Raw genomic sequence first — 23,732 nt, 5'->3', positions numbered from 1 at the left:
TACTGAACTCAGGACGCAACACGGTCGTTTTCCAGCCCCTCCCGTTCCTTAATCAGGCATGTGCCTGTCATTTCCGACGGGATGTCCAGGCCCATCAGGGTGAGAACCGTCGGCGCCAGATCCGCCAGGGTTCCGTTGCCAAGCCAGACATTTTCCGCGCCCACCGCCAGAACGAGGGGCACGAGATTGGTCGTATGTGAGGTATAAGGCGCATGGGTTTCGGGATCGCGCATCAACTCGATATTGCCATGATCCGCCGTTATCAGCATCGCCCCGCCCGCTTTTTCAACGGCATTAGCCAGCTTGCCTATGCATTCGTCGATGACTTCAACGGCTTTGATCGCCGCCTCCATGACACCGGTATGACCGACCATGTCCGGGTTGGCAAAATTGACGACAATCATGTCAAATTTTTGCGCGCCTACCGCCTTCGTAAGTTCATCCAGTACTTCAAAGGCGGACATTTCCGGCTTTAGATCATAAGTCGCGACTTTCGGACTTGGAACGAGTATACGCTCCTCGCCTTGATAGACCTTTTCTTCTCCGCCATTCAGAAAGAAGGTGACATGAGCGTATTTTTCCGTTTCCGCAATCCGGAGCTGCGTCTTTCCCGCACTCGCTACCATTTCTCCCAGGGTATGTCGAACGTCGACTGGAGGGAAAAGGGCCGGAATGGACTTTGCCAGTTCCGAGGAATATTCGACCATTCCCTTTACCGCAACAAGTTCGGGACGTTTCTTGCGGTCAAACCCCGTAAATCCGTTGTCAGTGATTGCCGTCAAAATCTCGCGGGCCCGGTCGGCGCGGAAATTCGCCATGATAAAGGCGTCGCCATCTTTGACCCCCGAATATCCGTCCGCAACGAGGGGTTTGATGAACTCATCCGTTTTGCCCTTCGCATAGGCGGCCTCAAGCGCCGCGACCGGATCAGTGAACGGTATGCCGTCGGCGCCGAAAATAGCATCATAGGCTGTCTCGACGCGGTCCCAATTGGTATCGCGGTCCATCGCAAAATAGCGTCCGACGAGGGTCGCTACGTGGCTCTTTCCGAGCGCGTTGATTTTATTGCCGAAATCCCGGATATATGTTGCGCCGCTTGTCGGCGGCGTGTCGCGGCCATCCATAAAGCCGTGAATATGGGTCTCTATGCCGGCGTCATCCATGATCTTGGCGAGCGCGGCCATATGATCCTGATGCGAATGGACGCCACCGGGAGACAGCAGGCCGGCAATATGGCAGCTACCGCCGGAGGCTTTCAGCTTGGCGATGGCGTCCAGCAATTCGGGATTTTCGGCAAGTTCTCCGGTTTCAATTTCCCTGTTTATCCGCGGCAGATCCTGCAGGATGATGCGGCCGCTCCCGATGGTCATATGGCCAACCTCGGAATTGCCCATCTGCCCGTCCGGAAGTCCGACGTCGGCGCCTGAGGTGCTGAGCAGGCTATGCGGGCGCGTCGCCAGCATGTGATCCCAGTTCGGGGTTTTCGCGGAGGCAATTGCGCTGTCGATGCCACTTTCACTGTGGCCCCAACCGTCGAGAATACAGAGAACGACGGGACGCGGGTTCCTGGAATGATCGGGATGGATTTTCATAATCGCCTTTATAATGCCGTTAAACTTAAGATTCCATTATTATCATGCGCGATGATATGGATGGTTCGCCAAAATCGACGACGCCCTGTACAGCTGCTCCGCCAGCAGGCCCCGAACCATCAAATGAGGCCATGTCATGGGACCGAGCGATAGCAGCCTGTCCGCCTTTGTCAGTGTCTCCTGACTATGTCCGTCGGCCCCGCCAATCAGAAAGGCGACCGTCGGTACGCCATCGTCGGCATAATGACCGAGCATCGTCGCGAATTCCGGGCTTGTCATGCTTTTGCCCTTCTCATCAAGGGCAATCAGGATGGCCCCGTCAGGAACGGCGTCCATCAGAAGGGCGGCTTCGCGGACCTTGCGTTTTTCGCCTTTCAGCGGTTTCTTTTCCTCGACTTCCTTGAGGTCAATCGGCCAGGGCAGGCGGCCTGCATAATCCGAATAAATCGCCTGCAGTGGGCCACCCCGAAATCTACCGACGCTGGCAATAACAAGGCGCATCCACCAGTCCTTCAAATATAGAAGCCCAAGCCCTTGCGGGAGGTCAGTTAATCATTTCCATCGGAATGTCCGGGGCCCAGATTTTTTCCAGGTTATAAAAATTCCGAACTTCCGGCCGGAAGAGATGAACAATCACATCGCCGGCGTCGACCAGAATCCAGTCGCCTCCGGTTTGTCCCTCCATCCGGACCGCACCGAAACCCGCTTCCTTGATACTATCTTTCAAATGATCAGCCATCGCCGCCACCTGACGGGAGGAGCGGCCGTTGGCAATAATCATGTAATCAGCGAAGGAGGTTTTTCCGGCAAGGTCGATAGAGACGAGATCTTCCGCTTTGTCGTCATTCAGTGTTTTTTCAACGAGATCGCGGAGCTTAGCAACTACAGCTTTGTTAGCTTTCATAATAGGGATCAATTATTCTCCAAATAGTAAGTGATCATATTTCGTCCTCACACACCTAATTTGGGAATTTTTAGGCTTAAGAGCAAGTATTTCCTTCAGTGTCACGATAATTTCTTATTTGCGTGCTGCTAAGCTTTATGGTCGTTTCCGGCAAAAAGGTCCATGCGGGGGGCGTCAGGGCGGCCAGATTGCGGCGCTTTCGGTCGGATGCATGGCCGATAATGCGACTTTTTCGATACTTGATGGCGGCCTTACCGTTCAAGGCCTTGTAGGTATAGCCGGGTCGGTTGAAAATGGCGATGGGTACGAGCGCCATTATCCGTTCCCACTGCTGCCATTTGGGAAGCTGCACCAGGTTGTCCGCCCCCATTAGCCAGACGAATCTATGTTGCGGATAAGTCACTTTGAGGGCAGCAAGGGTGCGGGCCGTCCGTTGTTCGCCAATGCGCGCTTCAAAATCCGAAACCTTTATTCTGGGATTACGGGCGATTTTCCTTGCCGCCACGATGCGATTTTCGAATTCCGCCATGCCTTCCTTGGGCTTTAACGGATTTTGCGGCGAGACCAGCCACCAGATTTCGTCAAGATCAAGCAACCGGATCGCGGCAAGGCTGATCCGCCGGTGCCCGTCATGGGCCGGATTGAAGGAGCCGCCCAGTAGGCCGATTTTACGTCCCCTCATGACAGGTCAGGGCCGGGTCTGGCCGTTACCTTTGACGACATATTTAAAACTGGTGAGTTGCTCGACGCCGACCGGGCCGCGGGCATGCATTTTCCCTGTGGAAATTCCGATTTCGGCGCCCATGCCAAACTCGCCACCATCGGCAAACTGGGTTGAGGCATTGTGAAGCACGATCGCGCTGTCCACTTCCCGCATGAAGGTGGCGGCTGCCTCCTGATCTTCGGTGATAATGCAATCCGTATGATGAGAGCCGTAAAATTCGATATGGTCAATGGCGGCCCGCAGATCGTCGACAATGCGTACGGACAGGATGGGTTCCAGATATTCCGTCCGCCAGTCCTCTTCCGTGGCGGGTTTGACGCGGGCATCCAGCGCCTGCACGGACGTGTCGCCGCGGATCTCGCATCCCGCCGTGATCAGATCGTCCAGAATGCCGGGAAGCACCGTATCGGCGACGGCTCGGTTGACCAGCAACGTTTCAAGCGCGCCGCAAATGCTTACCCGCCGCATCTTGGAATTAAAAACAATATCCTGGGCCTTCTCGGCGTCGGCTTTTTCATCGATATATATATGAACAAGGCCGTCCAGGTGAGAGAACACCGGAATACGACTTTCCCGTTGGACTCGCTCGATCAGGTTGCGGCCACCCCGGGGCACGATGACGTCGACATAGTCGGACATTGTCAGCAATTCACCAACGGCGGCGCGATCCGTTGTCGGTATCATCTGGATGGCCTCGACCGGCAGGCCGGCGGCGGACAGTCCCTGCTGCAGGCAAGACCAGATGGCGCGGCTGGAATGGTAGCTTTCCGATCCGCCGCGCAAGATGCAGGCATTCCCGGCCTTCAGGCAAAGGCTGCCAGCATCGGCCGTTACATTGGGCCGGGATTCATAGATGATCCCGATAACACCCAGGGGAACGCGAACCCTTGAAATTCGCAGCCCGTTGGGTCGGTCCCATTCGGCAATAATATCGCCGACAGGATCTTTCAATTCCGCGATGGCGTCGAGACCAGCCGCCATCGACTCAACCCGGGCGTCGTTAAGCTCCAGCCGATCCAGAAGGGCGGCCGAGATGCCCTTAGCGCGCGCCGCTGCCATATCCTTCGCATTTGCCGCCAATATCTCGTCGTTGCTGGCGCGAAGGGCCTGGGCAGCCTCACGAAGGGCCTTGTTTTTGGCGTCGGTTGGGGCCAGTGACAGTATTTTCGCGGCTTTCCGCGCACCGCGACCCAGTTCTTTCATCATTGCGGCGATGTCGCCGCTTGTGCTGATTTGAGGCTGTGCTGTCATCTTGGTATTCCCGTTATTATCGGATTAGTTTAAGGCAAGTTCATCCCGGTGAATCATCTCGTCGCGGCCAGAATAGCCGAGAATTTCGGCAATCTCACCACTTTTATGGCCAATGATGCATTCCGCATCTTCCGAAGAATAGGCGGTAAGGCCGCGTCCAAGCTCGACGCCGTCCGTATTGACGACGGTGACAAGGTCGCCGCGTTCAAACGGTCCCTCTACTTTCGTCACGCCTGCTGGCAAGAGACTTTTCCCGGACTTGAGAGCTTTTTCCGCGCCCTTGTCGATAATCAGCCGCCCCCGGGAAGAAAGGCTGGCGGCGATCCATTTCTTGCGCGCCTTGCGGGGCGTCTCGCGGGCGATGAAGCAGGTCGCATTTGCGCCCTCCTCCAGGGCCATTAACGGATGCAGAACCGTGCCGCTGGAAATGAACATGTTGCAACCGGCCGCCATCGCGATCTGCGCGGCCTTCAGTTTTGTCTCCATGCCGCCCCGGCCGACGTCGGTTTTTGTCTTGCTGGCCATGGCGAGGATGTCGCTGCCGAGATCTTTCACTTCGCGGATAAGGGTCGCGCCCTCTGAGGCCTTGGGATCCGCCGTGTAAAGTCCGTCCACATCGCTGAGGAGGACAAGGCAGTCCGCGGAAATCATTTGGGCGACACGGGCGGCGAGGCGATCATTGTCGCCATATCGTATCTCGCTTGTGGCGACCGTATCGTTCTCATTCACGACAGGCAGGGCGCCGAGAGCGAGAAGGGTGGTGATCGTGCTGCGCGCATTTAAATACCGGCGCCGTTCTTCCGTATCCCCGGGCGTCAGGAGGATTTGGGCCACCTGGATTTTTTCAAGCGCCAGTATCTCCTGATAGGCATGGGCGAGCTGGATTTGTCCTGCCGCCGCCGCCGCCTGACTTTCCTCAAGGCGCAAGGGGCCGTTCTTGAGGCCCAATGCGTGGCGGCCCATGGCAATCGACCCGCTGGAAACGACCAGCACTTCCTGACCGCGCCGGCGCATGGCGGCAATGTCCTGTCCGAGGGCAATGAGCCAATCACGGCGCAGTTTTCCGGTGGCGCTATCCACCAGCAGGGACGAGCCGATCTTCACAACAACGCGCTTGGCGCGGGTAAATCTGTTTATCAGGGGCGCCATGTCGTCGCGTCTTCTCCGGCTTGCTTTCGTTCTTCCGCTTCCATTTCCGCCTGCTCGTCCGCCTTGCTGTCATCCACGACCTTCAGCAGCGCATAGAGGAGAGGTTCGACATTTTCACCGATCACGGCCGAAATCACATGAGCCGTCTTCCCCGACGCCTTCTTGATTGCCTTGACCTTTTCTTCAAGTTCCTCTTCGGTTACGGAGTCGATCTTGTTAAGGGCAATAATCTCCGGCTTTTGCGCCAGCCCGTCATCATAGGCGGCGAGTTCGTTCCTGATCGTCTGATAATTATCGACGACGTTCTCCTCCGTCGCGTCGATCAGATGCAACAGAACACGGCATCTTTCGACATGCCCGAGAAACCGGTGGCCCAGACCGACGCCTTCGGAGGCCCCCTCGATCAGCCCGGGAATATCGGCCAGCACAAACTCCCGCTCGCCGACGGCGACGACGCCGAGCTGCGGCACCAGCGTGGTGAACGGATAGTCGGCAATCTTCGGTTTCGCCCGGCTGGTCACGCTGAGGAAAGTGGATTTTCCGGCGTTGGGAAGCCCGACCAGTCCGACATCGGCAATCAGCTTGAGCCGCAGCCATATCCAGCGCTCCTCGCCAGGCCAGCCGGGTTCGACCTTCCGCGGCGCGCGGTTGGTCGCAGTTTTGAAGGCAGCGTTGCCCCGCCCGCCGTCGCCGCCTTTGCAAAGCACTATTCGCTGGCCGACCTCCGTGAAATCGGCAATCAGCGTTTCATTATCCTCCTCAAGCACCTGCGTGCCGACAGGAACTTTCAGGACTATATCGTCCGCAGCGGCGCCGGTCCGGTCGCGACCCATGCCGTGGCCACCGTTCTTCGCCTTGAAATGCTGCTGATAGCGATAGTCGATCAGTGTGTTCAGGCCCTCGACGCATTCGATGACGACAGATCCTCCCCGCCCGCCGTCTCCGCCGTTCGGTCCACCGAACTCAATAAATTTTTCACGTCGGAAACTGAGCGCACCCGGACCGCCGTTGCCGGAGCGAAGGTACACTTTTGCCTGATCGAGAAATTTCATAGTGCTGTTGCCTGTATCTTATTCCGCCAGCGGCCCACATTGCCTCCGGTCAAATAAAAAAGGGGAATGGCCGGACCATTCCCCTTCTTCAAATCCTTTAACCGGTTGCGGCTGGCGTTACGCCTGCTGCTCCACGGATACATAGATCTTTCCGCCACTTTTCTTGGTAAATTTCACATTACCGTCGGTAACGGCGAAGATGGTGTGATCCTTGCCCATGCCAACATTCTCACCCGGGTACCATTTGGTGCCGCGCTGGCGCAGAATGATGTTGCCCGGGATAACCTTCTCGCCACCATATTTCTTTATGCCCAGGCGACGACCGGCCGAGTCGCGACCGTTGCGGGATGAACCGCCAGCTTTCTTATGTGCCATCTAGATTACTCCTCGGTTTTCTTTGCGGCTGCCTTTTTCGGCGCAGCTTTCTTGGCAGGTGCCTTTTTGGCAGCGGCTTCCTTCTTGGGAGCCGCTTTCTTCGGGGCGGCCTTTTTAGGGGCCGTTTCCGCCTTCTCTTCCTTTGCCGGCGCATCCGCCTTGGCTTCGGCTGCCTTCTTCGGTGCCGGTTTCTTCGCGCCCTTGGCGGCGATGTCTGTGATTCTCAGAACCGTCAGGTCCTGCCGATGGCCGGCCTTGCGGCGATAGTTCTGGCGGCGTTTCTTCTTGAAGACAACAATCTTGTCGGCCCGCGCCTGCTCCAGCAGGGTGGCGGAAACAAACGCGCCGTCAAGAAGCGGCGTTCCGACTGTCAATGCACCGTCATCGCCCGAGATGGCCAGAACCTGGTCAAGTTGCACGCTATCACCGGCTTCGCCCGACAGGCGCTCCACCTTGATAACATCGTCTTTGGCGACTTTATATTGCTTGCCGCCGGTTTTGATCACTGCAAACATGGCTGATCCGTTTCGAACATAATAAGTAGGCCGCCAAGACCGATTTCTTAGCGCACCGCGATAGAAGGGCGCAATATATCCATGGGAAGGGCGAAGTCAACATGATTCCGGCCCCGCAAAGAAGATTTTACCCCAATCTGCCCTTGCGCCGTCAAATCCTATGCGCTACAAGCCGTTTTCCATAGATATTTCGGATCGCGCAGCCCGGTTTCTCAGGCAATAAAGTGCGAAATCCTTATGCGGTCGGTTGGCAGAGTGGTTGAATGCGCTGGTCTCGAAAACCGGTAAGGGTGCAAGCCCTTCGAGAGTTCGAATCTCTCACCGACCGCCACCTTCATATTTTGCCGGCAGGGCGGAATAGTAAAAATTGCCGCAACGCGTGTAAAAATACCTGACAATTCGCTGTAAAATGCTACTCTGGTTCACGTTTGGAAGACACGGGGTACCACAGTATGTTCGATATAAGCGCTTTAGATCTGGCCCGGATGCAATTCGCCTTTACGGTGTCATTTCATATTATTTTCCCGGCGTTTTCTATCGGTCTCGCCAGCTATCTCGCGGTGCTGGAGGGGATGTGGCTCTGGAAAAAGGAAGACCGCTACATAGAGGTTTTCAATTACTGGAAAACGATCTTCGCCGTCGGCTTCGGCATGGGGGTGGTTTCCGGCATTGTGATGGCGTATCAGTTCGGCACCAATTGGGCTGTTTTCTCCGACAAGGCAGGGCCGGTGATTGGCCCTCTCATGGGGTATGAAGTCATGTCCGCCTTTTTTCTGGAGGCTGGCTTTCTTGGCGTGATGCTGTTTGGGCAGAAACGTGTCGGACCGCGCCTGCATTTTTTTGCGACCCTGATGGTTGCTGTCGGCACGCTGTTCTCCGCCTTCTGGATCCTGTCGGTGAATTCCTGGATGCAGACGCCGACCGGTCACATTATCAACGCGGCCGGGCAGTTTGTCCCCGATGACTGGTTCAACGTGATTTTCAACCCGTCCTTCCCCTATCGGTTTGTCCATATGGTGCTTGCGGCCTATCTGACGACGGCTTTCGTGGTCGGCGCGGTCGGCGGGTTCCACCTGCTCCGGGACAAGACCAATAAACATGCGCGGCTGATGTTCTCGATGGCCATGTGGATGGCCGCCATTGTGACTCCCTGTCAAATGCTAGCCGGTGACCAGCAGGGGCTCAATACGCTTAAGCACCAACCTGCCAAAATCGCTGCCATCGAAGGACATTATGAGAATGTGAAAGGGGCGCCGCTGGTCCTTTTCGGCATACCGGACAATGAAAAAGCAGAGCTTCTTTATTCGATCGAGGTGCCGCGGCTGGGATCGGTCATCCTGACCCATAGCTGGGACGGCGAATTGCCGGGGCTGAAATCCTTTCCAAGGGAGGATTGGCCAAATACCTTTCTGGTGTTCTGGTCGTTCCGGATCATGGTGGGCATGGGCATGATCATGCTTCTGGTCGGGCTCTGGAGTTTGCTTCGGCGCTCTCAGGGGCGCCTTTATGATGACGTTTGGCTCAAGCGGGCCGCTGTTGCGGCGGGTCCGGTCGGGTTTGTCGCGGTGCTATGCGGCTGGATCACGACGGAAGCGGGGCGGCAACCTTGGACAATCTACGGCCTGCTGCGTACCGCCGACAGTGCTTCGCCTCTTAGCGGCGCCGAAGTGGGCGCCACGCTGCTCGCCTTTATCCTTGTCTATTTCACGCTGTTCGGGACGGGAGTTTATTATATGTTGCGCCTGATGGCGAAGCCGCCCGCGGCGGCGCGCGAAACCGCGACGACAAGCTTGAAGCGGGCGTCCGGCTTGACCGGCGCGCCTTCCACTCTTGACCAGACCGATAGATAAGGGAGGAAAAAATATGCTGGAATTCGATTTACCTCTCATCTGGGCCGCCATCATCGCCTTTGCCATTCTTGCCTATGTGTCGCTGGACGGGTTTGATCTCGGTGTGGGAATTCTGTTTCCGCTGGTGCCGGAGAAATCAGGGCATCGCGACGTGATGATGAATTCGGTCGCGCCGATCTGGGACGGGAATGAAACCTGGCTGGTCCTCGGCGGCGGCGGTCTTCTCGCGGTATTCCCACTCGCTTACGCAGTCGTTCTTCCGGCGCTTTACCTTCCGATAATCGCAATGCTTCTTGGCCTGATCTTCCGCGGCGTCGCCTTTGAATTCCGCTGGCGCGCGTCGGCAAGGAACCGCGTCTGGTGGGACAGGTCCTTTGCCTTTGGTTCGCTGCTCGCGACTTTTGCGCAAGGGGTTTGTCTTGGCGCATTGATTCAGGGAATCGAGGTTGTTGACCGGAGTTATGCCGGTGGCTGCCTGGACTGGCTCAGTCCCTTTTCCATATTGACAGGCGCGTCTCTCGTCGTTGGCTATGTGCTTCTGGGGGCAACCTGGCTCGTCATGAAAACGGAGGGTGAGCTTCAGGGGCTAGCGAGAAAATTCGCCATGGTTTCCGGTGTCGGGACGCTGGCCCTTATCGGGATCGTAAGCATTGCCACGCCTTTTCTGGACGCCGAATATCATCATCGCTGGTTCGAAGGCGGTAATCTCGTCTTCAGCATTGTCGTGCCCGTCTTGCTCGCGATCTGTGCGGCCGTTCTTTTTCTGGGGTTGAAACGGCATCATGATATCCGCCCTTTCTTCGCCGCCCATGGCATTTTTCTGCTCTGCTATATCGGTATTGGCATCAGTTTCTATCCGCGCATGGTTCCGCCCGATATCACAATCTGGGCTGCGGCCGCGCCGGAAAAGAGCCTGCATTTCCTGATCGTCGGCACGGTCGTTTTGGTGCCGATCATCCTCGCCTATACGATCTATAGCTACTGGGTGTTTCGCGGCAAAGTCGATAAGAGTGGGGGATATCATTGATGTCGCCGCAGTGGCGGCGATATTTCTGGTTCGTCGGGCTCTGGGCGGCCGGGGTATTAGCGGTGGGCGCCATCGCACTGGTGATCCGGCTAATCCTTATGCCGTGAGTCCGTCGTGCACATCGCACCGGCTAACCCTCTCGGCTCACGACATAATCCCAAACTTGATTTAATCCCTCTTGCGTCGGATAGAGCTCTGTCATACGGTAATAGTTGATCATCCGGTCAGCTTTTGGGAAGGAAGATGTCCGGGTTTCGTATTGGCAGTAACTGTCGGAACGATGAGTTAAGGGGTTGTTCGGTTTCTTCGACGAACGCTATCTCCGGGGGGAGTTCGATGGAATATTTTTTACAGCAGTTGATTAATGGCATCACTCTGGGATCGATCTATGGATTGATTGCGATCGGCTATACGATGGTCTATGGGATCATCGGCATGATCAACTTCGCGCATGGTGATATTTTCATGGTGAGTTCGTTCATCGCGCTGATCGTCATTACCGCGCTTGGTCTCACCGTGTCGACCGGTCTTGGTCTGACTATTCTGGCGCTAATTCTTGTTCTTGTAACTGCGATGGTGATTGCGTCGGTCTTTGGCTGGACGACGGAAAGAATGGCTTACCGCCCTCTTCGCGGGTCCTTTCGGCTGGCCCCGTTGATCACCGCCATCGGCATTTCCATCGTGCTGCAAAACTATATCCAGATTACCCAGGGTGCGCGCGTTAAGCCGCTGCAACCGCTTATTGAAGGCGGCTATACCCTGATGACCCGCGTGGATGCGAACGGCGAATTCGCGGTTCGTTTGTCCAATATGCAGATATTGATAATTGCGATCACGGTTATTCTGATGATCGTCTTCTCTCTTATGATTGCAAAAACGTCCCTCGGACGGGCGCAACGCGCCTGTGAACAGGACCGCAAGATGGCCTCCTTGCTCGGGATCAATGTTGACCGGACAATTTCCATGACATTTGTCATGGGCGCGGCGCTTGCGGCTGTCGCGGGCCTGATGTTCCTGCTCTATTACGGGGTTATTGACTTCTTTATCGGCTTTGTCGCCGGCGTGAAGGCCTTTACCGCCGCCGTCCTGGGCGGGATAGGCTCGCTCCCGGGTGCGATGTTGGGCGGGCTTGTTATTGGATTGATCGAAACTTTCTGGTCGGCCTATTTTTCGATCGAATACAAGGATGTCGCGGCCTTTTCGATGCTGGCGATCGTCCTGATTTTTCTGCCGCAAGGCTTGCTCGGTAAGCCGGAGGTGGAGAAAGTATAATGACAGAAATGACCAACAGCAGCGCGCGGCCCGGACGCCATCTCGACGTCCCGCGGGTGGCGAAGGATCTTGTCGTGACGGCGCTGATCGCCACGGCCATCTTTGGTTCAACCATCGCCTTTCGGACGGTTTCCGCCGCGGGCGGCCTTGGGCTTACGACACGCTTCGATGTTGCCTTTTACGTCATTGCGGCCGTCGTGGTTGGGCGATTGCTTCTGTGGATATTCTTCTGGAGCAAGCCGGCGGGGGAGCCTGCGGTAGAAATTCCGGCCGGGATAAAATCCGGATTCGCACATGTCGCGGCAAGACTTGGCAAGATATTCGGGCCGGCCATGCTGATCATCGCCCTCGTGTTCCCGTTTCTACCCTTCACGGACCGGTATCTTCTTGATTTGAGCATTCTGATTCTCACCTATGTGATGCTGGGGTGGGGGCTGAACATCGTTGTCGGCCTTGCCGGATTGCTCGACCTTGGATATGTGGCTTTCTATGCGATCGGCGCCTATTCATATGCATTGCTTGCCCAGTATTTTGGATTTTCTTTCTGGATGTGCCTGCCGCTGGCGGGCATTCTCGCCGCTTTCTGGGGGATCATTCTGGGATTTCCGGTCCTTAGATTGCGCGGCGATTACCTTGCCATCGTGACGCTGGCATTTGGCGAGATTATCCGGGTCGTCCTTCTCAACTGGTATAAGTTTACTGGCGGGCCTGACGGTCTTTCCGGTATCCCGCGGCCGAGCTTTTTCGGCATTCCCTTTAACCGGGGCGAGGACGGTTTTGCAGAAATCTTCGGTCTCGAATATTCCTCCATCCACCGCATCGTCTTTATGTATTTCCTGATTCTCGCCCTTGCGCTGATCACGAATTTCGTCACCAATCGGCTCCGGCGGTTGCCGATCGGCCGCGCCTGGGAAGCCCTTCGTGAAGATGAAATAGCCTGTCGTTCGCTGGGACTGAACACGACGTCCGTGAAGCTGACGGCCTTCGCCACGGGGGGCATGTTTGCGGGCTTTGCGGGCTCCTTCTTTGCGACGCGCCAGGGATTTATTTCGCCGGAAAGTTTTACCTTCATCGAATCGGCGCTCATCCTTGCAATTGTTGTCCTCGGCGGCATGGGTTCGCAAGTTGGCGTGGTGATTGCCTCGATCGTGATGATTGGCGGATTCGAGGTGTTTCGAGAGGCTGAACAATACCGGATGCTGATATTCGGTCTGGCCATGGTGGTTATCATGATCTGGCGTCCGCGCGGGCTGATTTCGACCCGTATTCCGTCGATATTCCTCAAGGAGAAGAAGGCCGTATCGGCGGATATGGTCTCGCAAGGGGAGGGTCACTGAGATGGCGCACCTTATTGACGATCCGATCCTGACCGTGGAACATCTGAATATGCGTTTTGGCGGCCTGCTGGCCGTCGATGACCTGTCTTTCAGCGCGGGACGGCGCGATATCACCGCCCTGATCGGGCCGAATGGCGCGGGCAAGACAACCGTTTTTAACTGTATCACCGGCTTTTACAAGCCAACGGAAGGGCGGATTACGGCGCATCATGAAGGGGGAGAGAAGTATCTCCTCGAGAGGATGGATGACTTCAAGATCCCGAAGGTCGCCAAAGTCGCCCGGACTTTCCAGAATATCCGCCTGTTCGGTGGAATGACGGTGCTCGAAAATCTGATGGTGGGTCAGCATAACACGCTGATGATCGCCTCGAACTTTACGTTCGGCGGTATCTTCGGGCTGAGCGGGTACAAGAGGGCCGAAAAAGAGGCCTTGGAGCTCGCCGAATACTGGATGGAGCAAACCGGCCTGACCTATCGCGCCGATGATGCGGCGAGCGATCTTCCCTACGGCGAGCAGCGGAAGCTCGAAATCGCTCGCGCTATGTGTACGAAACCGAAACTGTTGTGCCTGGACGAGCCGGCGGCTGGTCTCAATCCGAGAGAATCGGAAGAATTGAACAAGCTTCTGCTCTTTATCCGGAAGGAGCGCGATACAGGCATTCTTCTAATTGAACATGATATGAATGTGGTTATGGGTATTTCGGATCATATTATCGTACTTGATTACGGCAAGAAAATCGCCGATGGAACGCCAGAGGAAATCCGGAACGATCCAAGCGTTATTGCGGCTTATCTCGGCGTTGCCGATGAAGAAGTTGAAGAGGTGGAACATGAAATAGAAGAAGGAGCCTCGTCATGACAGCGACGCCTCTTCTCGAAATCAGGAACGTCGAGACCTATTACGGCAAGATCCAGGCGCTCAAAGGCGTCACGATGGAGGTGAAAGCCGGTGAAATCGTTACGCTGATCGGCGCGAACGGCGCGGGCAAGTCGACCCTGATGATGACGATCTGCGGAGATCCACGCGCGGCGGCAGGGCAGATCATTTTCGACGGGCAGGATATCACCAAGCTTCAGACGCATGAAATCACGCGGATGAGGATTGCCCAATCGCCGGAAGGGCGGCGAATTTTCCCCCGAATGACGGTCTATGAAAATCTGATCATGGGGGCGACGACATCGGACCCCGCCTATTTCGACGAAGACCTGTCGCGGGCGTTCGAACTGTTTCCACGATTGAAAGAGCGGCGGGACCAGCGTGGCGGCACGCTTTCGGGCGGGGAGCAGCAAATGCTGGCCATCGCGCGGGCGCTGATGGCGCGGCCGCGATTATTGCTTCTGGATGAGCCGTCGCTTGGTCTCGCGCCACTCGTCGTCAAACAGATTTTCGAGGCGATCAAGGAACTCAATGACAAGGACGGTCTGACGGTCTTTCTGGTGGAGCAGAACGCCTATCACGCACTCAAACTTGCGGATCGTGGGTATGTGATGGTCAACGGCAATATCACGATGAGCGGAACCGGAAAGGAGCTGCTCGCCAGCGAAGAGGTTCGGGCCGCCTATCTCGAAGGAGGAGCGCATTAATGGGTATTCTCTGGGAAAACAGCTTTATGACCTTCCTCTTCGTGACGGTGATCATCGGCGGTGGGGCCGGATATCTTGCGGGACGCTCGCTCGCATCAAATTGGCGTCCCATTCCGCAGCTGATCTTCTTTATGATGTTGTTGGCGCTTGCCGTGAGGTTTTTTCACTTTGCGTTGTTTGACGGGACCTTGCTGTCCCTGCATTATTATGTTGTCGACGCCGCGGTGGTGGTCGGCATATCGCTATTGGGTTACCGATTGACGCGTGTGCGGCAAATGGTGACACAATATCGCTGGCTCTATGAACGGGCAGGGCCTTTTTCCTGGCGTGAAAAGAAGGGCGCCGGAGGCTGACAGCTGCCACAGAATTCGCTTTCAATCTTCAATAAAAGTTTGATATAATTGCGGAAAACCAGCGTAGGTTATAAATTCTTTTTCAATCAACTGGGAGTATTAAGATGAGAAAAATTCTAGTTGCCGTATCGGCCCTGTCGATGGGCATGATGATCGGTTCAGGCGCAGCCTGGGCGGACATCACGATCGCGACCGCAGGTCCAATGACCGGTCAGTATGCAAGCTTTGGCCAGCAGATGAAGGCCGGCGCTGAGCAGGCTGTGGCCGACATCAACGCAGCAGGCGGCGTTAACGGCGAAATGCTGAAATTGGAAATCGGCGATGACGCCTGCGATCCGAAGCAGGCTGTTGCTGTCGCCAACCAGATGGTGTCCAAGGGCGTCGTCTTCATGGCGGGCCATTTTTGCTCCGGCTCTTCCATTCCGGCATCTGCTGTGTATACGGAAGAAGGAATCATCCAGATTTCTCCGGCATCGACCAACCCGAAGCTGACCGATGAAGGCGGCCCGAACGTTTACCGCGTCTGCGGCCGTGACGATCAGCAGGGTAAAGTCGCCGGAGCTTATTTGGCGGACGAAGCAAAGGCTGGCAAGAAAGTCGCCATCCTGCATGACAAGACCGCCTATGGTAAAGGCCTCGCCGATGAAACCATGGCTTCCATGGAAGCTGCTGGTGCGAAGCCGGTGATGTACGAAGCCTATACGGCTGGTGAAAAAGACTACACCGCCCTCGTCTCCAAGATGAAGCAGGAAGGCATCGATATCGCCTATGTTGGCGGATATCACACGGAAGCCGGCCTGATCGTTCGTCAGATGCGGGATCAAGGCATGAAGACGCAGCTGGTCTCCGGTGACGCGCTGGTGACGGACGAATACTGGTCAATCACCGGTGATGCCGGCGAAGGCACGCTGATGACCTTCTCTCCGGACCCGCGCAAGAACCCCGGCGTTGCCGATCTTGTCGCAAAGTTCCGCGAGAAGGGTATCGAGCCTGAGGGATATGTTCTTTACACCTATGCGGCTGTACAGGCATGGGCAGATGCGGCAAAGGCTGCCAAGTCCGTCAAGGAAGCCGATGTCATGGAAGCTTTGAACAACGGCAAATTCAACACTGTTCTGGGTGAACTCTCCTTCGACGACAAGGGTGACGTGACCCTGCCGGGCTATGTCTGGTACGAATGGAAAGACGGCAAGTACGACTATAAATAAGTTGTCCACTGCTTAATGATCCGCCCCGGAAGTTTCGGCTTCCGGGGTTTTCCTTTGCCGTCAATGAAGGTTGGAGGCGATCGCAGCGCGGACGGCGTTGAAACGGTTCAGGATGATCTGGTAATCCTGTTCGTTCGTTGCCGCAAGCCCGGTCAATAAAAGGTCATCCCGTGTCGACTGCGAAAGGGACGCCATTGCTTCCACAACAGCCTGATGGAGACGATCCACGTCTCGCAAATGCTGTCTTGCGGTAATCAGGGGAAGGCCCGGCGTCGGGTCGGTCATCCCGATAACGCGCAGTTTCTCAGTAGCTTTTTCATGGCGTCTGGCGATCTCCCATGTCACGGCGTCAATCGATGCAATGTCGATTTGCCGTTCGGCAAGTTGGCGGATTGCATTGCGATGAGAAAAGACGCGCGTGAACTTCCGAAGAGCGGTATGGGATATTCCCCTGTTTGAAAGATGAAAGAAAAAGGCGGCAACGCCGGATTGGGAAAGCGGGTCATTGTAACCGAAGACCGCCCCGTCGATATCAGCGATATCCTGGATACGGCTTTCCTGATGCACGACGATTACGCTGAAATAGGAGCCCGCTCCGCAGTCAATATTGTAGGCGGGCGTCCCGACCACGGCGACCTCACCCGCAAGCTTTTCCACCAAGGGAAGACCGCAGGTCTGCGCGAGCAAAAGGTCGGGATGACGCCAGCAGGCCAGCGGATCCTCCGGCCGGGTTAGAAACTTTGGCGCCGGAAAGCCATAATCTGCGAGGCTTTCCCTGAGAGACACCCAATACTGGTCCGTTGCTTCACGAAGTTCCGGCCAGTCATACATGGGAAGAAGTGCGAGGGACGCGGTCATTCGGATAAATCTGTGCGACGCATCAGGTGCGGTCAAGCGGAAAGGCAACCGGCTCCTTGGGCGTGAAGATATGCGACCTGATCACGGCCCCATAGCTTTTATAAAAATACCCTTGATTCATTTCCATAAACCGGTCGCGATGAAGGCGAAACAGACCCGGCAGGCGATACCACGCGACCGAGGGAAAGGCGTGGTGAACCGCATGCAGATTATTGTTCAGGAACAGCAGGCGCAGCGGACCCTTGTCATCAATGAGAACAGACCGCGCGCGTCGGTCGGGATGCGCCTGATGCTCGAGAAAGGTCCGTACCATGAGCAGCGACATGCCGAAATAGGCGGCAATCAGATACCCGATAACAGAAATTGTGCCAAATGACCCGATGAGGGCCAGCAGCGCGAAACTCGCGGCGATATGGCCAAACCAAATGACCATTAAATGCCGGTCGCCCTTCCTCATCTTTTTCGTATCCGTCTTTACCAACGAAAGGATGCTTAATGCCGGACCGATCAGAAATCTGCCGGCAAGGGTATTATTGCAGCGGAGAATGAATTTGTGAAAATCGCCAAATGTCTCCCATCTGTCGGCCACAACATACCAGCTTTCGGGATCCTCAACCGGATCGCTGATCCTCGCGCGCTGATGGTGGGTCAGGTGATTTTCCTTGAATCGCGGGTAAGGCAAAAAAATCCCGACAGGAAGGTAGGCGATAAGGTCATTCAAGCGGCCATCGGTAAACGGATGTCCATGTATGCATTCATGTTGCAAGGAGGAATGAAAGGCAATAACCGGAACAAGGAATAAGGTGACAAGCCATTGAGGTCCAAATGCCGGCCCGAAAAGAATAATACCCCACATCCCGTAGCAAAGGACAATTAAAGCCAGAGTTCTGATTTCCTGCCGTTCACGCAACCGCACTTCTTGATTACCTCCTTCCGCAAAATTCCAACATTTGAATTATGCGCTGTCGGACGAGGAATATACAATGCGACAGTTCGCTAATTTTTATGTTAATATAAAACTTAAGTTTGTTTACGTTATTTAAATGGAGAAACGGTGTGAAAATACAACATTCGGACTGGGAAAGCATCGACAAACGCGATGTTGCCGAGATTTTTCGCGACCGGATGGCTCTTCTGCTGGCGCGTAAAGGGTTCAATTTAAGCCAGTTTGCCGCCAGCATCGGTATTGATCGATCCGCTTTGAGTCAGTTTCTCGCTCCCGGCTCGACCCGTCTACCGCGCGCGGAGACGCTATGTGTCATCGCCCGGGCCTACGGCGTCTCGGTTGATTGGCTCATGGGGCTGATTGCCAACGATGAAACGGCAAGCGAAGCGGTACCCATGATCGAGATCGAGCGGGTCACGGAAACGTCGGCGAGCATCATGCTCGCGAAATGGCATCACGAAGCGACCGGATATAAAATCCGTTATGTCCCAAGTACGCTTCCCGATCTTCTAAGAACCGAGGAAATGGGGGACTATGAGTTTGGGGATTTCAGTACGGTTGAGCGGGAAGCAAAGGAACGGCAACAACAGAATCAGCTCAACTATTCGCGCCGGCCGGAAACGGATATGGAGGTTTGCATGCCGTTTCAGGTGATTGAACAGCTTGCCAAAGGCGAGGGGATTTGGAGCCAGGTCCCGATTTCCATCCGGCGCAATCAGATAAACAACATGATCCGGCTGACGGAGGAGCTCTACCCGACATTCCGTTTGTTCCTTTTCGATGCGCGAAAAATATACTCTGCGGCCTATACTTTATTTGGTCCGTTGCGCGCGGCCATCTACGTTGGCAACATGTATCTCCTGGTGAATTCCGTGGATCATATACGGGCGTTTACCGGTCATTTCGACGGATTGATCCGGAGCGCCGATGTCTCTCCTGATAAAGCGCCTGAGATTATCTCCGGCTATCTCAAGGATATCCGCTAAGGGACAAGCCAGAGCACTTCAGGGGGTAGTTGAACCATTACCTGCTGCCCCGATTGAAGAGAGGCGGCGGAAAATGGGGATACAAGGGCTTCAAAACGGATATCCGAACTGGTAAGTTGAAGGCGTGTCTGGCTTCCAAGAAACTGGATTGACTTGATTATTGCGGGGAAACTGTTGATGCCTCCCGCCTCGCTGACGAGTTTCACATTTTCCGGCCGAAAAGTCAGCGTGTGGCCGCCGACCGGGGCGTTGTCGGGGAGCCGGATCTGGCCGAATGCGCAGTCAAAAATTCCCGCTTGCCGTTGTCCCTCGATAAAGTTCTTTGCACCGAAAAATGTGGCGACGCTGCGATCTTGCGGTCGCGCATAAAAGCCGTCCGGCGTGTCATGCTGGCGCAATTTTCCGTCCAGTAAAAGCGCAATACTGTCGGCAAGAGCGACGGCTTCTTCCTGATCATGCGTTACGAATAGCATCGTCGTGTCGAACTCCGCATGGAGTGTTCTTAAAAGGCCCTGCATCTCGACGCGTAGATTTGCGTCAAGACTGGAGAAGGGTTCATCGAGCAAAAGTAACTTGGGGCGTAGAACCAATGCGCGTGCGAGGGCGACCCGTTGTTGTTGCCCCCCCGATAGCTGGTTCGGTTTTCGGGCCGCCAGCCCGTCAAGTTGCATCAGTTCCATCATTCCGTCGACAGCCGACGAAATCTCGTCCTTAGGCCTCCGCCGCATTTTGAGCCCGAAGCCGATGTTTTCGGCGACGGTCATATAGGGAAAGAGAAGATGCTCCTGAAACACCAAGACCGCGTCGCGTTTGTCCGGCGGCTGGCGAAGTACAGATCGTCCGTCAAACAGAATATCGCCCGAGCTTGGCGACAGCAATCCGGCGATCATTTTGAGGACAGTCGACTTTCCGGAGGCGGAGGGACCGAGCAATGCGGTCAATGATCCGCTTCCAATGTCGATGGAGATGTTGTCGACGGCGGGTCGGTCCGCGCCGGGATAGCTTTTCGTCAATTTCTCCAGAGTAACGTCGGTCATATCTGTTTAAGATTTTCTAGCGTGCGGTTGCGGCCGGTCAGATGCCGCGCGCCCAGAAACAGGAGAAGGATCCCGGGAAGGATGTAAATGATACTAATTGCACCGGTGATGTCATTTCTTCCGGCACTTGCAAAATTGAACAGGAGCAGCGGCAGGGTCACCACACGTCCACTGCCGATCAACAGCGTCAGGATATACTGGCTCCAGGACACCAGGAAGGCAAAGAGCGATCCGATAAGGAGGCCCGGTAGGATGGCCGGTAGGGTGACATAATAAAAGGTCTGGAAATATCCGGCGCCGAGGCTCCGGGCCTGCGCTTCGGCATCAGGATTATAGTTTGAAAATATTCCGGCCATAACCAATACCATATAGGGAAGGGTCGGGATCAGATGCACGATCACGACGCCGCCGGCGGTTCCGGCCAACCCGAGTTTCAGGAAGACGACATGCAGGCCAAGGGCAACGGCGATTCCCGGAACAATGGTCGGCGCGAGTATCAGCAGTTCGACAATCGCTTTGCCGCGAAACTGGTACAGGCCGAGTGCCCGTCCCGCCGGAAGACCCACCAGGGCGGACAGGAATGTCGCGCCGAGGGCGATTAATGCTGTCCGGCCGAGCGCTGGCAGAATGTCGGAGGTAGGCGAAAATACATAAGTCCAGGCCCGGGCGCTATAGGCGGAGGGCAAGAGGTCTGGGAAGTACCAGCTCCGGCTCACGGACCAGACGGCAAGAGGGAGGAGCGGCAGAATAAGCCAGGTGACGAGGAGGGCGAGAGAAAACCACACAAGAGTTGGTAAACCCTGACCATTCTTCCCCGGTGCCATCGCCGCCCTCCGTCCTTCAGGTCCGGACATGGCGTCGCGAAAGATATGCATATCCCATAATCATGGCGGCGCTTAGCAGGGCGATAATCATCGTCATGGCGAAGGCTTCCGGCCGGGCATGGAGATCGACATGGGTAAAGGACTGATACGCGAGAACCGGTAGGGCCGCCGGATAATTCTGTCCGAGCAATGCCGGGATTTCATAGGCGCCGAAGGTAAAGGCAAAGACTATCATCGCCGCTGCCAGAAGCCCCGGCGTGAGCAACGGCAAAAGGACGTGACGGAAGCTCTGCCAGCGGCTGGCGCCAAGCGACCGGGCCGCCGCCTCATAATCCTTGCCAATCGTTTGCATGTTGGCGAGCAGGATCAGGCCGATAAAGGGAACCTCTTTCCATACATATTGCAGGATAATTCCGATCGCGAGCGGGTCGTAAATCATCGCCGGAAATTCGGACGGCTTCGAGATCAGTTCAAATTCGTAGGCCAGCCGCGCGAAGAAGCCCGACTGCGAGAATAGATAGAGAATGCCGACGGCGCCGACGAGATGCGGCACGGTGAGATTGATCTGGAAAAGAAAAGAGATAAAGGTGCGGCCGTAAAAGCTGCGCCTTAAGGCCAGCGCTGCGCCAAGGGCAATGGCTGATGCGATCACTGTCGAGGTAAAGGCGATATGGAAAGTCAACAGAAACGACCGATAGAAGCCTTCCGAGGATAGAATGCTTCGGTAGGCGTCGAGATTGAACTCTTCCCGCCCGATAAATGGCATATAGCCGAAACTCCCGACAAGGCCCAGCGCTAACCCGCCCAGAAAAAGTCCGACGATGATAATTAACGCCGGAGCGAGCATCAGCGGAATGTTCCATCGCTCAGTCATGGGCTCAATTCCTAATCGGCGTCTGTCCAAAATGGTGATCTGACTGCGAGCCTAACAGAAGTGCAGCATCATTTCGCGACATTTTCCTGCCAGCCTTTTTCAATGGCGTCGATCCAGGCGGGATGGAGTTCCGGGAGTGCATTTTTCGCCAGCGCTTCGGGCGCAACGACTGCCGGATTGCGGGGAAGCCCGGCAAATTGCGCCTGTTGCGCGTCGGAAAGCCGGGAAACGTCGATCGCCGGCGCCGCGCCCCAGATGCTGGCTTTCGCCTTTTCGAACTGGGCGTCAAAAGAAAGCAGGAAATTCGCCGTCACCATTGCTGCCGCCTTGTTCGGTGAATTATAGGGAATTGCCACATAATTGGTGTTGCCGATTGTGCCGTCCTTGAGACCATAGGAGCGGGTGGATTCCGGGAAGATACCATTCTCGACGTTAATGCCGAAGATTGCCGGATCATAATCGAAATAGAGGGCGACTTCGCGGTTGGCAAAGAGTTGCGCCAGGTTTGCAATCGCATTTGGATAGGTTTTCCCTTCCCGCCAGAGGTAGGGTTCCATCTCGTTCAGTATCGCCCAGGCCTTTGGCGCGACCGCGTCGAATTTTTGTTGATCGAATTCGCCAAGCAGGGCATCGACGCCGCCCGCCGCATGATAAAAGACATGGCGGATAAAGACGCTGCCGTTGAAATCCGTTGCCGCCGGATAGGTAAACTCTCCGGGATGCGCCTTGACCCAGTCGATCAGCTCCGGAATGCTTTGGGGCGGATTCTTCGTGCGGGCGCTGTCATAGGCAAAAGCGAATTGCGCGCGGTTCCAGGGTACTTCGCATCCGTCGACAGCGAGACCGAAGTCATTCGCGATGGATTGGTCCTGCCAGTTGACCTGCCGGTTATTGGGGAGGAGGTTCTGATAACCGCAATAGAGTAACTCACCCTGCTTCATGGAGCGAAAGTTCCCGCCGTTGATCCAGATAAGGTCGACGGAGCCGTTCTCGTGGTTCCCGGCCTGCTTTTCGCCAAGGACAAGGTTGACGGCCTCTGCGGTATCATTGATGCCGATCCGATTGAGGGTGATGCCATAGCGCTTCTTGAGCTCGCTGCCGACAAAATCCGAGACATAGCTGTTGATATTATCGGCGCCGCCCCACATGAACCAATTGACGGTACCGCCCTCTGCCGCGCTGACAACGTCGTCCCAGTTTTTGTATGCCTTTTCTGCCGAAATCGCGGTCTGCGCGAATATCATCGAAATGGCCGCGATCACTACGGCGATGACGTGCGGCAAAACAGATTTTATCAATGGGTAACGAGGCATAGTATCCAATCCATATTTGTATCGCCAATAAGGTTGCGACGGCCATCCTAACGCAAACATTCTTTTCCGTCCGCTGATTATCGGTCAAAAAACTACACAATTTCGAGATCATCGACGACGATATATCTGCGGTCACCGGAATTTCGCTGGGCATTCCCCGGCGATTTTGTTTAAATCCGTAAATATGCCCGGAAATTGGAAGTAAACTGGTATTTTGGAATGGCACAGCTGGATCTCGACAGAACCGACTATCGCATCTTACGCGAAATTCAGGCAAATGGCCGGATCTCCATGGTCGAGTTGTCCCGTCGTGTAAATCTTACGAAAACGCCCTGTGCCGAACGTGTTAAACGGCTTGAAAAAGAGGGCGTGATCAAGGGGTATTTCGCGGCGCTGGAACCAGCGGCCGTCGACGCGGGGCACATTGTTATCGTACAGGTCCAACTTTCAAGCACAACGGCGGCGGACCTTGATGAATTCAATTCCGCGGTCCGCCAGGTTCCCGAAATTCAATCCTGCATGATGATGGCCGGCGGGTTCGACTATAGCCTGAAAGTCCGCACGCGCGATATCGCGTCCTATCGTGAACTTCTCGGCAATGTGATCTCGCGTCTGCCGCATGTCCTTCAAACCCACACCTATGTCGTGATGGAAGTTGTCAAGGACGAGGTCGTCCTGTCAATGCCGGACAGGCCCTGAAG

General features: G+C 55.5%; 26 protein-coding genes and 1 tRNA gene. 12 read left to right on the top strand and 15 right to left on the bottom strand.

Features of this window, described 5'->3' with window-relative positions:
• Positions 1 to 8 precede the first annotated feature (8 nt).
• The 9 genes from gpmI to rplU all read right to left on the bottom strand — a co-directional run bounded on the left by gpmI (position 9) and on the right by rplU (position 7,562).
• On the bottom strand, positions 9 to 1,592 hold the full coding sequence (gpmI, locus tag GQF03_RS15200; protein ID WP_161340126.1) for a 2,3-bisphosphoglycerate-independent phosphoglycerate mutase: 1,584 nt from the start codon (positions 1,590 to 1,592) through the stop codon (positions 9 to 11).
• Between the two features lie 42 nt (positions 1,593 to 1,634).
• Positions 1,635 to 2,093, bottom strand: coding sequence for a 23S rRNA (pseudouridine(1915)-N(3))-methyltransferase RlmH (gene rlmH / locus GQF03_RS15195; protein WP_161340125.1), 459 nt, complete (start codon positions 2,091 to 2,093; stop codon positions 1,635 to 1,637).
• Positions 2,094 to 2,136: 43 nt separating this feature from the next.
• A complete protein-coding gene (gene rsfS / locus GQF03_RS15190; protein WP_161340124.1) occupies positions 2,137 to 2,496 on the bottom strand; it encodes a ribosome silencing factor in 360 nt (119 codons plus the stop codon).
• A gap of 76 nt (positions 2,497 to 2,572) precedes the next feature.
• Entirely contained in the window at positions 2,573 to 3,178 is a 606-nt protein-coding gene (locus GQF03_RS15185; protein WP_161340123.1) for a nicotinate-nucleotide adenylyltransferase, read from the bottom strand.
• 6 nt (positions 3,179 to 3,184) lie between these two features.
• Positions 3,185 to 4,471 (bottom strand): glutamate-5-semialdehyde dehydrogenase, encoded by a 1,287-nt coding sequence (locus tag GQF03_RS15180; protein WP_161340122.1) that lies wholly within the window; start codon positions 4,469 to 4,471, stop codon positions 3,185 to 3,187.
• A 24-nt stretch (positions 4,472 to 4,495) separates the two neighbouring features.
• Positions 4,496 to 5,620: a glutamate 5-kinase gene (gene proB / locus GQF03_RS15175; RefSeq protein WP_161340121.1), complete on the bottom strand. Its 1,125-nt coding sequence runs from the start codon at positions 5,618 to 5,620 to the stop codon at positions 4,496 to 4,498.
• Positions 5,608 to 6,672, bottom strand: coding sequence for a GTPase ObgE (gene obgE / locus GQF03_RS15170; protein ID WP_161340120.1), 1,065 nt, complete (start codon positions 6,670 to 6,672; stop codon positions 5,608 to 5,610). The genes proB and obgE overlap by 13 nt, the downstream gene beginning before the upstream one ends.
• A gap of 117 nt (positions 6,673 to 6,789) precedes the next feature.
• Positions 6,790 to 7,047 (bottom strand): 50S ribosomal protein L27, encoded by a 258-nt coding sequence (gene rpmA / locus GQF03_RS15165; RefSeq protein WP_161340119.1) that lies wholly within the window; start codon positions 7,045 to 7,047, stop codon positions 6,790 to 6,792.
• Between the two features lie 5 nt (positions 7,048 to 7,052).
• Positions 7,053 to 7,562 (bottom strand): 50S ribosomal protein L21, encoded by a 510-nt coding sequence (gene rplU / locus GQF03_RS19130; RefSeq protein ID WP_161340118.1) that lies wholly within the window; start codon positions 7,560 to 7,562, stop codon positions 7,053 to 7,055.
• 241 nt (positions 7,563 to 7,803) lie between these two features.
• On the opposite strand from rplU, the gene GQF03_RS15155 reads away from it, so the two are divergent.
• From GQF03_RS15155 to GQF03_RS15110, 10 genes are all read left to right on the top strand, one after another.
• A tRNA-Ser gene (locus tag GQF03_RS15155) sits at positions 7,804 to 7,893 on the top strand.
• Between the two features lie 121 nt (positions 7,894 to 8,014).
• A complete protein-coding gene (locus GQF03_RS15150) occupies positions 8,015 to 9,412 on the top strand; it encodes a cytochrome ubiquinol oxidase subunit I (RefSeq protein ID WP_161340117.1) in 1,398 nt (465 codons plus the stop codon).
• 16 nt (positions 9,413 to 9,428) lie between these two features.
• Entirely contained in the window at positions 9,429 to 10,439 is a 1,011-nt protein-coding gene (cydB, locus tag GQF03_RS15145; RefSeq protein WP_161340837.1) for a cytochrome d ubiquinol oxidase subunit II, read from the top strand.
• Positions 10,439 to 10,546: a DUF2474 family protein gene (locus tag GQF03_RS15140; RefSeq protein ID WP_161340116.1), complete on the top strand. Its 108-nt coding sequence runs from the start codon at positions 10,439 to 10,441 to the stop codon at positions 10,544 to 10,546. Before cydB ends, GQF03_RS15140 begins: the two co-directional genes overlap by 1 nt.
• 229 nt (positions 10,547 to 10,775) lie before the next feature.
• Positions 10,776 to 11,711, top strand: coding sequence for an ABC transporter permease subunit (locus GQF03_RS15135; protein WP_161340115.1), 936 nt, complete (start codon positions 10,776 to 10,778; stop codon positions 11,709 to 11,711).
• Positions 11,711 to 13,048 (top strand): high-affinity branched-chain amino acid ABC transporter permease LivM, encoded by a 1,338-nt coding sequence (gene livM, locus GQF03_RS15130; protein ID WP_162858494.1) that lies wholly within the window; start codon positions 11,711 to 11,713, stop codon positions 13,046 to 13,048. The genes GQF03_RS15135 and livM overlap by 1 nt, the downstream gene beginning before the upstream one ends.
• A 1-nt stretch (position 13,049) precedes the next feature.
• A complete protein-coding gene (locus GQF03_RS15125; RefSeq protein ID WP_161340114.1) occupies positions 13,050 to 13,907 on the top strand; it encodes an ABC transporter ATP-binding protein in 858 nt (285 codons plus the stop codon).
• A complete protein-coding gene (locus GQF03_RS15120; protein WP_161340113.1) occupies positions 13,904 to 14,632 on the top strand; it encodes an ABC transporter ATP-binding protein in 729 nt (242 codons plus the stop codon). The genes GQF03_RS15125 and GQF03_RS15120 overlap by 4 nt, the downstream gene beginning before the upstream one ends.
• Positions 14,632 to 14,985: a DUF6867 family protein gene (locus GQF03_RS15115; protein WP_161340112.1), complete on the top strand. Its 354-nt coding sequence runs from the start codon at positions 14,632 to 14,634 to the stop codon at positions 14,983 to 14,985. Before GQF03_RS15120 ends, GQF03_RS15115 begins: the two co-directional genes overlap by 1 nt.
• A 104-nt stretch (positions 14,986 to 15,089) precedes the next feature.
• On the top strand, positions 15,090 to 16,193 hold the full coding sequence (locus tag GQF03_RS15110; RefSeq protein ID WP_161340111.1) for a branched-chain amino acid ABC transporter substrate-binding protein: 1,104 nt from the start codon (positions 15,090 to 15,092) through the stop codon (positions 16,191 to 16,193).
• A 60-nt stretch (positions 16,194 to 16,253) separates the two neighbouring features.
• Here GQF03_RS15110 and GQF03_RS15105 read toward each other — a convergent pair whose 3' ends face one another.
• A complete protein-coding gene (locus GQF03_RS15105; protein ID WP_161340110.1) occupies positions 16,254 to 17,051 on the bottom strand; it encodes a phosphate/phosphite/phosphonate ABC transporter substrate-binding protein in 798 nt (265 codons plus the stop codon).
• A gap of 22 nt (positions 17,052 to 17,073) precedes the next feature.
• Positions 17,074 to 17,907, bottom strand: coding sequence for a fatty acid desaturase (locus GQF03_RS15100; RefSeq protein ID WP_240958631.1), 834 nt, complete (start codon positions 17,905 to 17,907; stop codon positions 17,074 to 17,076).
• Positions 17,908 to 18,107: 200 nt separating this feature from the next.
• On the opposite strand from GQF03_RS15100, the gene GQF03_RS15095 reads away from it, so the two are divergent.
• Positions 18,108 to 18,983 (top strand): helix-turn-helix domain-containing protein, encoded by an 876-nt coding sequence (locus GQF03_RS15095; protein WP_206375936.1) that lies wholly within the window; start codon positions 18,108 to 18,110, stop codon positions 18,981 to 18,983.
• On the opposite strand, the gene GQF03_RS15090 is transcribed toward GQF03_RS15095, so the two are convergent.
• From GQF03_RS15090 to GQF03_RS15075, 4 genes are all read right to left on the bottom strand, one after another.
• Entirely contained in the window at positions 18,980 to 20,020 is a 1,041-nt protein-coding gene (locus GQF03_RS15090) for an ABC transporter ATP-binding protein (protein WP_161340108.1), read from the bottom strand. The genes GQF03_RS15095 and GQF03_RS15090 overlap by 4 nt on opposite strands.
• Positions 20,017 to 20,844, bottom strand: a complete 828-nt coding sequence (locus tag GQF03_RS15085) for an ABC transporter permease (protein ID WP_161340107.1) — start codon at positions 20,842 to 20,844, stop codon at positions 20,017 to 20,019. Before GQF03_RS15085 ends, GQF03_RS15090 begins: the two co-directional genes overlap by 4 nt.
• 16 nt (positions 20,845 to 20,860) lie before the next feature.
• A complete protein-coding gene (locus GQF03_RS15080) occupies positions 20,861 to 21,718 on the bottom strand; it encodes an ABC transporter permease (protein WP_161340106.1) in 858 nt (285 codons plus the stop codon).
• A 68-nt stretch (positions 21,719 to 21,786) separates the two neighbouring features.
• Positions 21,787 to 23,031 (bottom strand): ABC transporter substrate-binding protein, encoded by a 1,245-nt coding sequence (locus tag GQF03_RS15075; RefSeq protein WP_161340105.1) that lies wholly within the window; start codon positions 23,029 to 23,031, stop codon positions 21,787 to 21,789.
• A 219-nt stretch (positions 23,032 to 23,250) separates the two neighbouring features.
• Here GQF03_RS15075 and GQF03_RS15070 point away from each other — a divergent pair, with 219 nt between their 5' ends.
• A complete protein-coding gene (locus GQF03_RS15070; protein WP_161340104.1) occupies positions 23,251 to 23,730 on the top strand; it encodes a winged helix-turn-helix transcriptional regulator in 480 nt (159 codons plus the stop codon).
• Positions 23,731 to 23,732: the final 2 nt, after the last annotated feature.

It is taken from the genome of Sneathiella chungangensis, assembly GCF_009882935.1.
GTDB lineage: Bacteria > Pseudomonadota > Alphaproteobacteria > Sneathiellales > Sneathiellaceae > Sneathiella > Sneathiella chungangensis.
This window is presented reverse-complemented; position numbering and strand designations above follow the sequence as displayed.

What these genes read in the sequence shown, in the direction of transcription:
- gpmI (WP_161340126.1), bottom strand. Translation starts at nt 1,592, where the DNA reads ATGAAAATCCATCCCGATCATTCCAGGAACCCGCGTCCCGTCGTTCTC.
- rlmH (WP_161340125.1), bottom strand. Translation starts at nt 2,093, where the DNA reads ATGCGCCTTGTTATTGCCAGCGTCGGTAGATTTCGGGGTGGCCCACTG.
- rsfS (WP_161340124.1), bottom strand. Translation starts at nt 2,496, where the DNA reads ATGAAAGCTAACAAAGCTGTAGTTGCTAAGCTCCGCGATCTCGTTGAA.
- GQF03_RS15185 (WP_161340123.1), bottom strand. Translation starts at nt 3,178, where the DNA reads ATGAGGGGACGTAAAATCGGCCTACTGGGCGGCTCCTTCAATCCGGCC.
- GQF03_RS15180 (WP_161340122.1), bottom strand. Translation starts at nt 4,471, where the DNA reads ATGACAGCACAGCCTCAAATCAGCACAAGCGGCGACATCGCCGCAATG.
- proB (WP_161340121.1), bottom strand. Translation starts at nt 5,620, where the DNA reads ATGGCGCCCCTGATAAACAGATTTACCCGCGCCAAGCGCGTTGTTGTG.
- obgE (WP_161340120.1), bottom strand. Translation starts at nt 6,672, where the DNA reads ATGAAATTTCTCGATCAGGCAAAAGTGTACCTTCGCTCCGGCAACGGC.
- rpmA (WP_161340119.1), bottom strand. Translation starts at nt 7,047, where the DNA reads ATGGCACATAAGAAAGCTGGCGGTTCATCCCGCAACGGTCGCGACTCG.
- rplU (WP_161340118.1), bottom strand. Translation starts at nt 7,562, where the DNA reads ATGTTTGCAGTGATCAAAACCGGCGGCAAGCAATATAAAGTCGCCAAA.
- GQF03_RS15150 (WP_161340117.1), top strand. Translation starts at nt 8,015, where the DNA reads ATGTTCGATATAAGCGCTTTAGATCTGGCCCGGATGCAATTCGCCTTT.
- GQF03_RS15140 (WP_161340116.1), top strand. Translation starts at nt 10,439, where the DNA reads ATGTCGCCGCAGTGGCGGCGATATTTCTGGTTCGTCGGGCTCTGGGCG.
- GQF03_RS15135 (WP_161340115.1), top strand. Translation starts at nt 10,776, where the DNA reads ATGGAATATTTTTTACAGCAGTTGATTAATGGCATCACTCTGGGATCG.
- livM (WP_162858494.1), top strand. Translation starts at nt 11,711, where the DNA reads ATGACAGAAATGACCAACAGCAGCGCGCGGCCCGGACGCCATCTCGAC.
- GQF03_RS15125 (WP_161340114.1), top strand. Translation starts at nt 13,050, where the DNA reads ATGGCGCACCTTATTGACGATCCGATCCTGACCGTGGAACATCTGAAT.
- GQF03_RS15120 (WP_161340113.1), top strand. Translation starts at nt 13,904, where the DNA reads ATGACAGCGACGCCTCTTCTCGAAATCAGGAACGTCGAGACCTATTAC.
- GQF03_RS15115 (WP_161340112.1), top strand. Translation starts at nt 14,632, where the DNA reads ATGGGTATTCTCTGGGAAAACAGCTTTATGACCTTCCTCTTCGTGACG.
- GQF03_RS15110 (WP_161340111.1), top strand. Translation starts at nt 15,090, where the DNA reads ATGAGAAAAATTCTAGTTGCCGTATCGGCCCTGTCGATGGGCATGATG.
- GQF03_RS15105 (WP_161340110.1), bottom strand. Translation starts at nt 17,051, where the DNA reads ATGACCGCGTCCCTCGCACTTCTTCCCATGTATGACTGGCCGGAACTT.
- GQF03_RS15100 (WP_240958631.1), bottom strand. Translation starts at nt 17,907, where the DNA reads ATGTGGGGTATTATTCTTTTCGGGCCGGCATTTGGACCTCAATGGCTT.
- GQF03_RS15090 (WP_161340108.1), bottom strand. Translation starts at nt 20,020, where the DNA reads ATGACCGACGTTACTCTGGAGAAATTGACGAAAAGCTATCCCGGCGCG.
- GQF03_RS15085 (WP_161340107.1), bottom strand. Translation starts at nt 20,844, where the DNA reads ATGGCACCGGGGAAGAATGGTCAGGGTTTACCAACTCTTGTGTGGTTT.
- GQF03_RS15080 (WP_161340106.1), bottom strand. Translation starts at nt 21,718, where the DNA reads ATGACTGAGCGATGGAACATTCCGCTGATGCTCGCTCCGGCGTTAATT.
- GQF03_RS15075 (WP_161340105.1), bottom strand. Translation starts at nt 23,031, where the DNA reads ATGCCTCGTTACCCATTGATAAAATCTGTTTTGCCGCACGTCATCGCC.
- GQF03_RS15070 (WP_161340104.1), top strand. Translation starts at nt 23,251, where the DNA reads ATGGCACAGCTGGATCTCGACAGAACCGACTATCGCATCTTACGCGAA.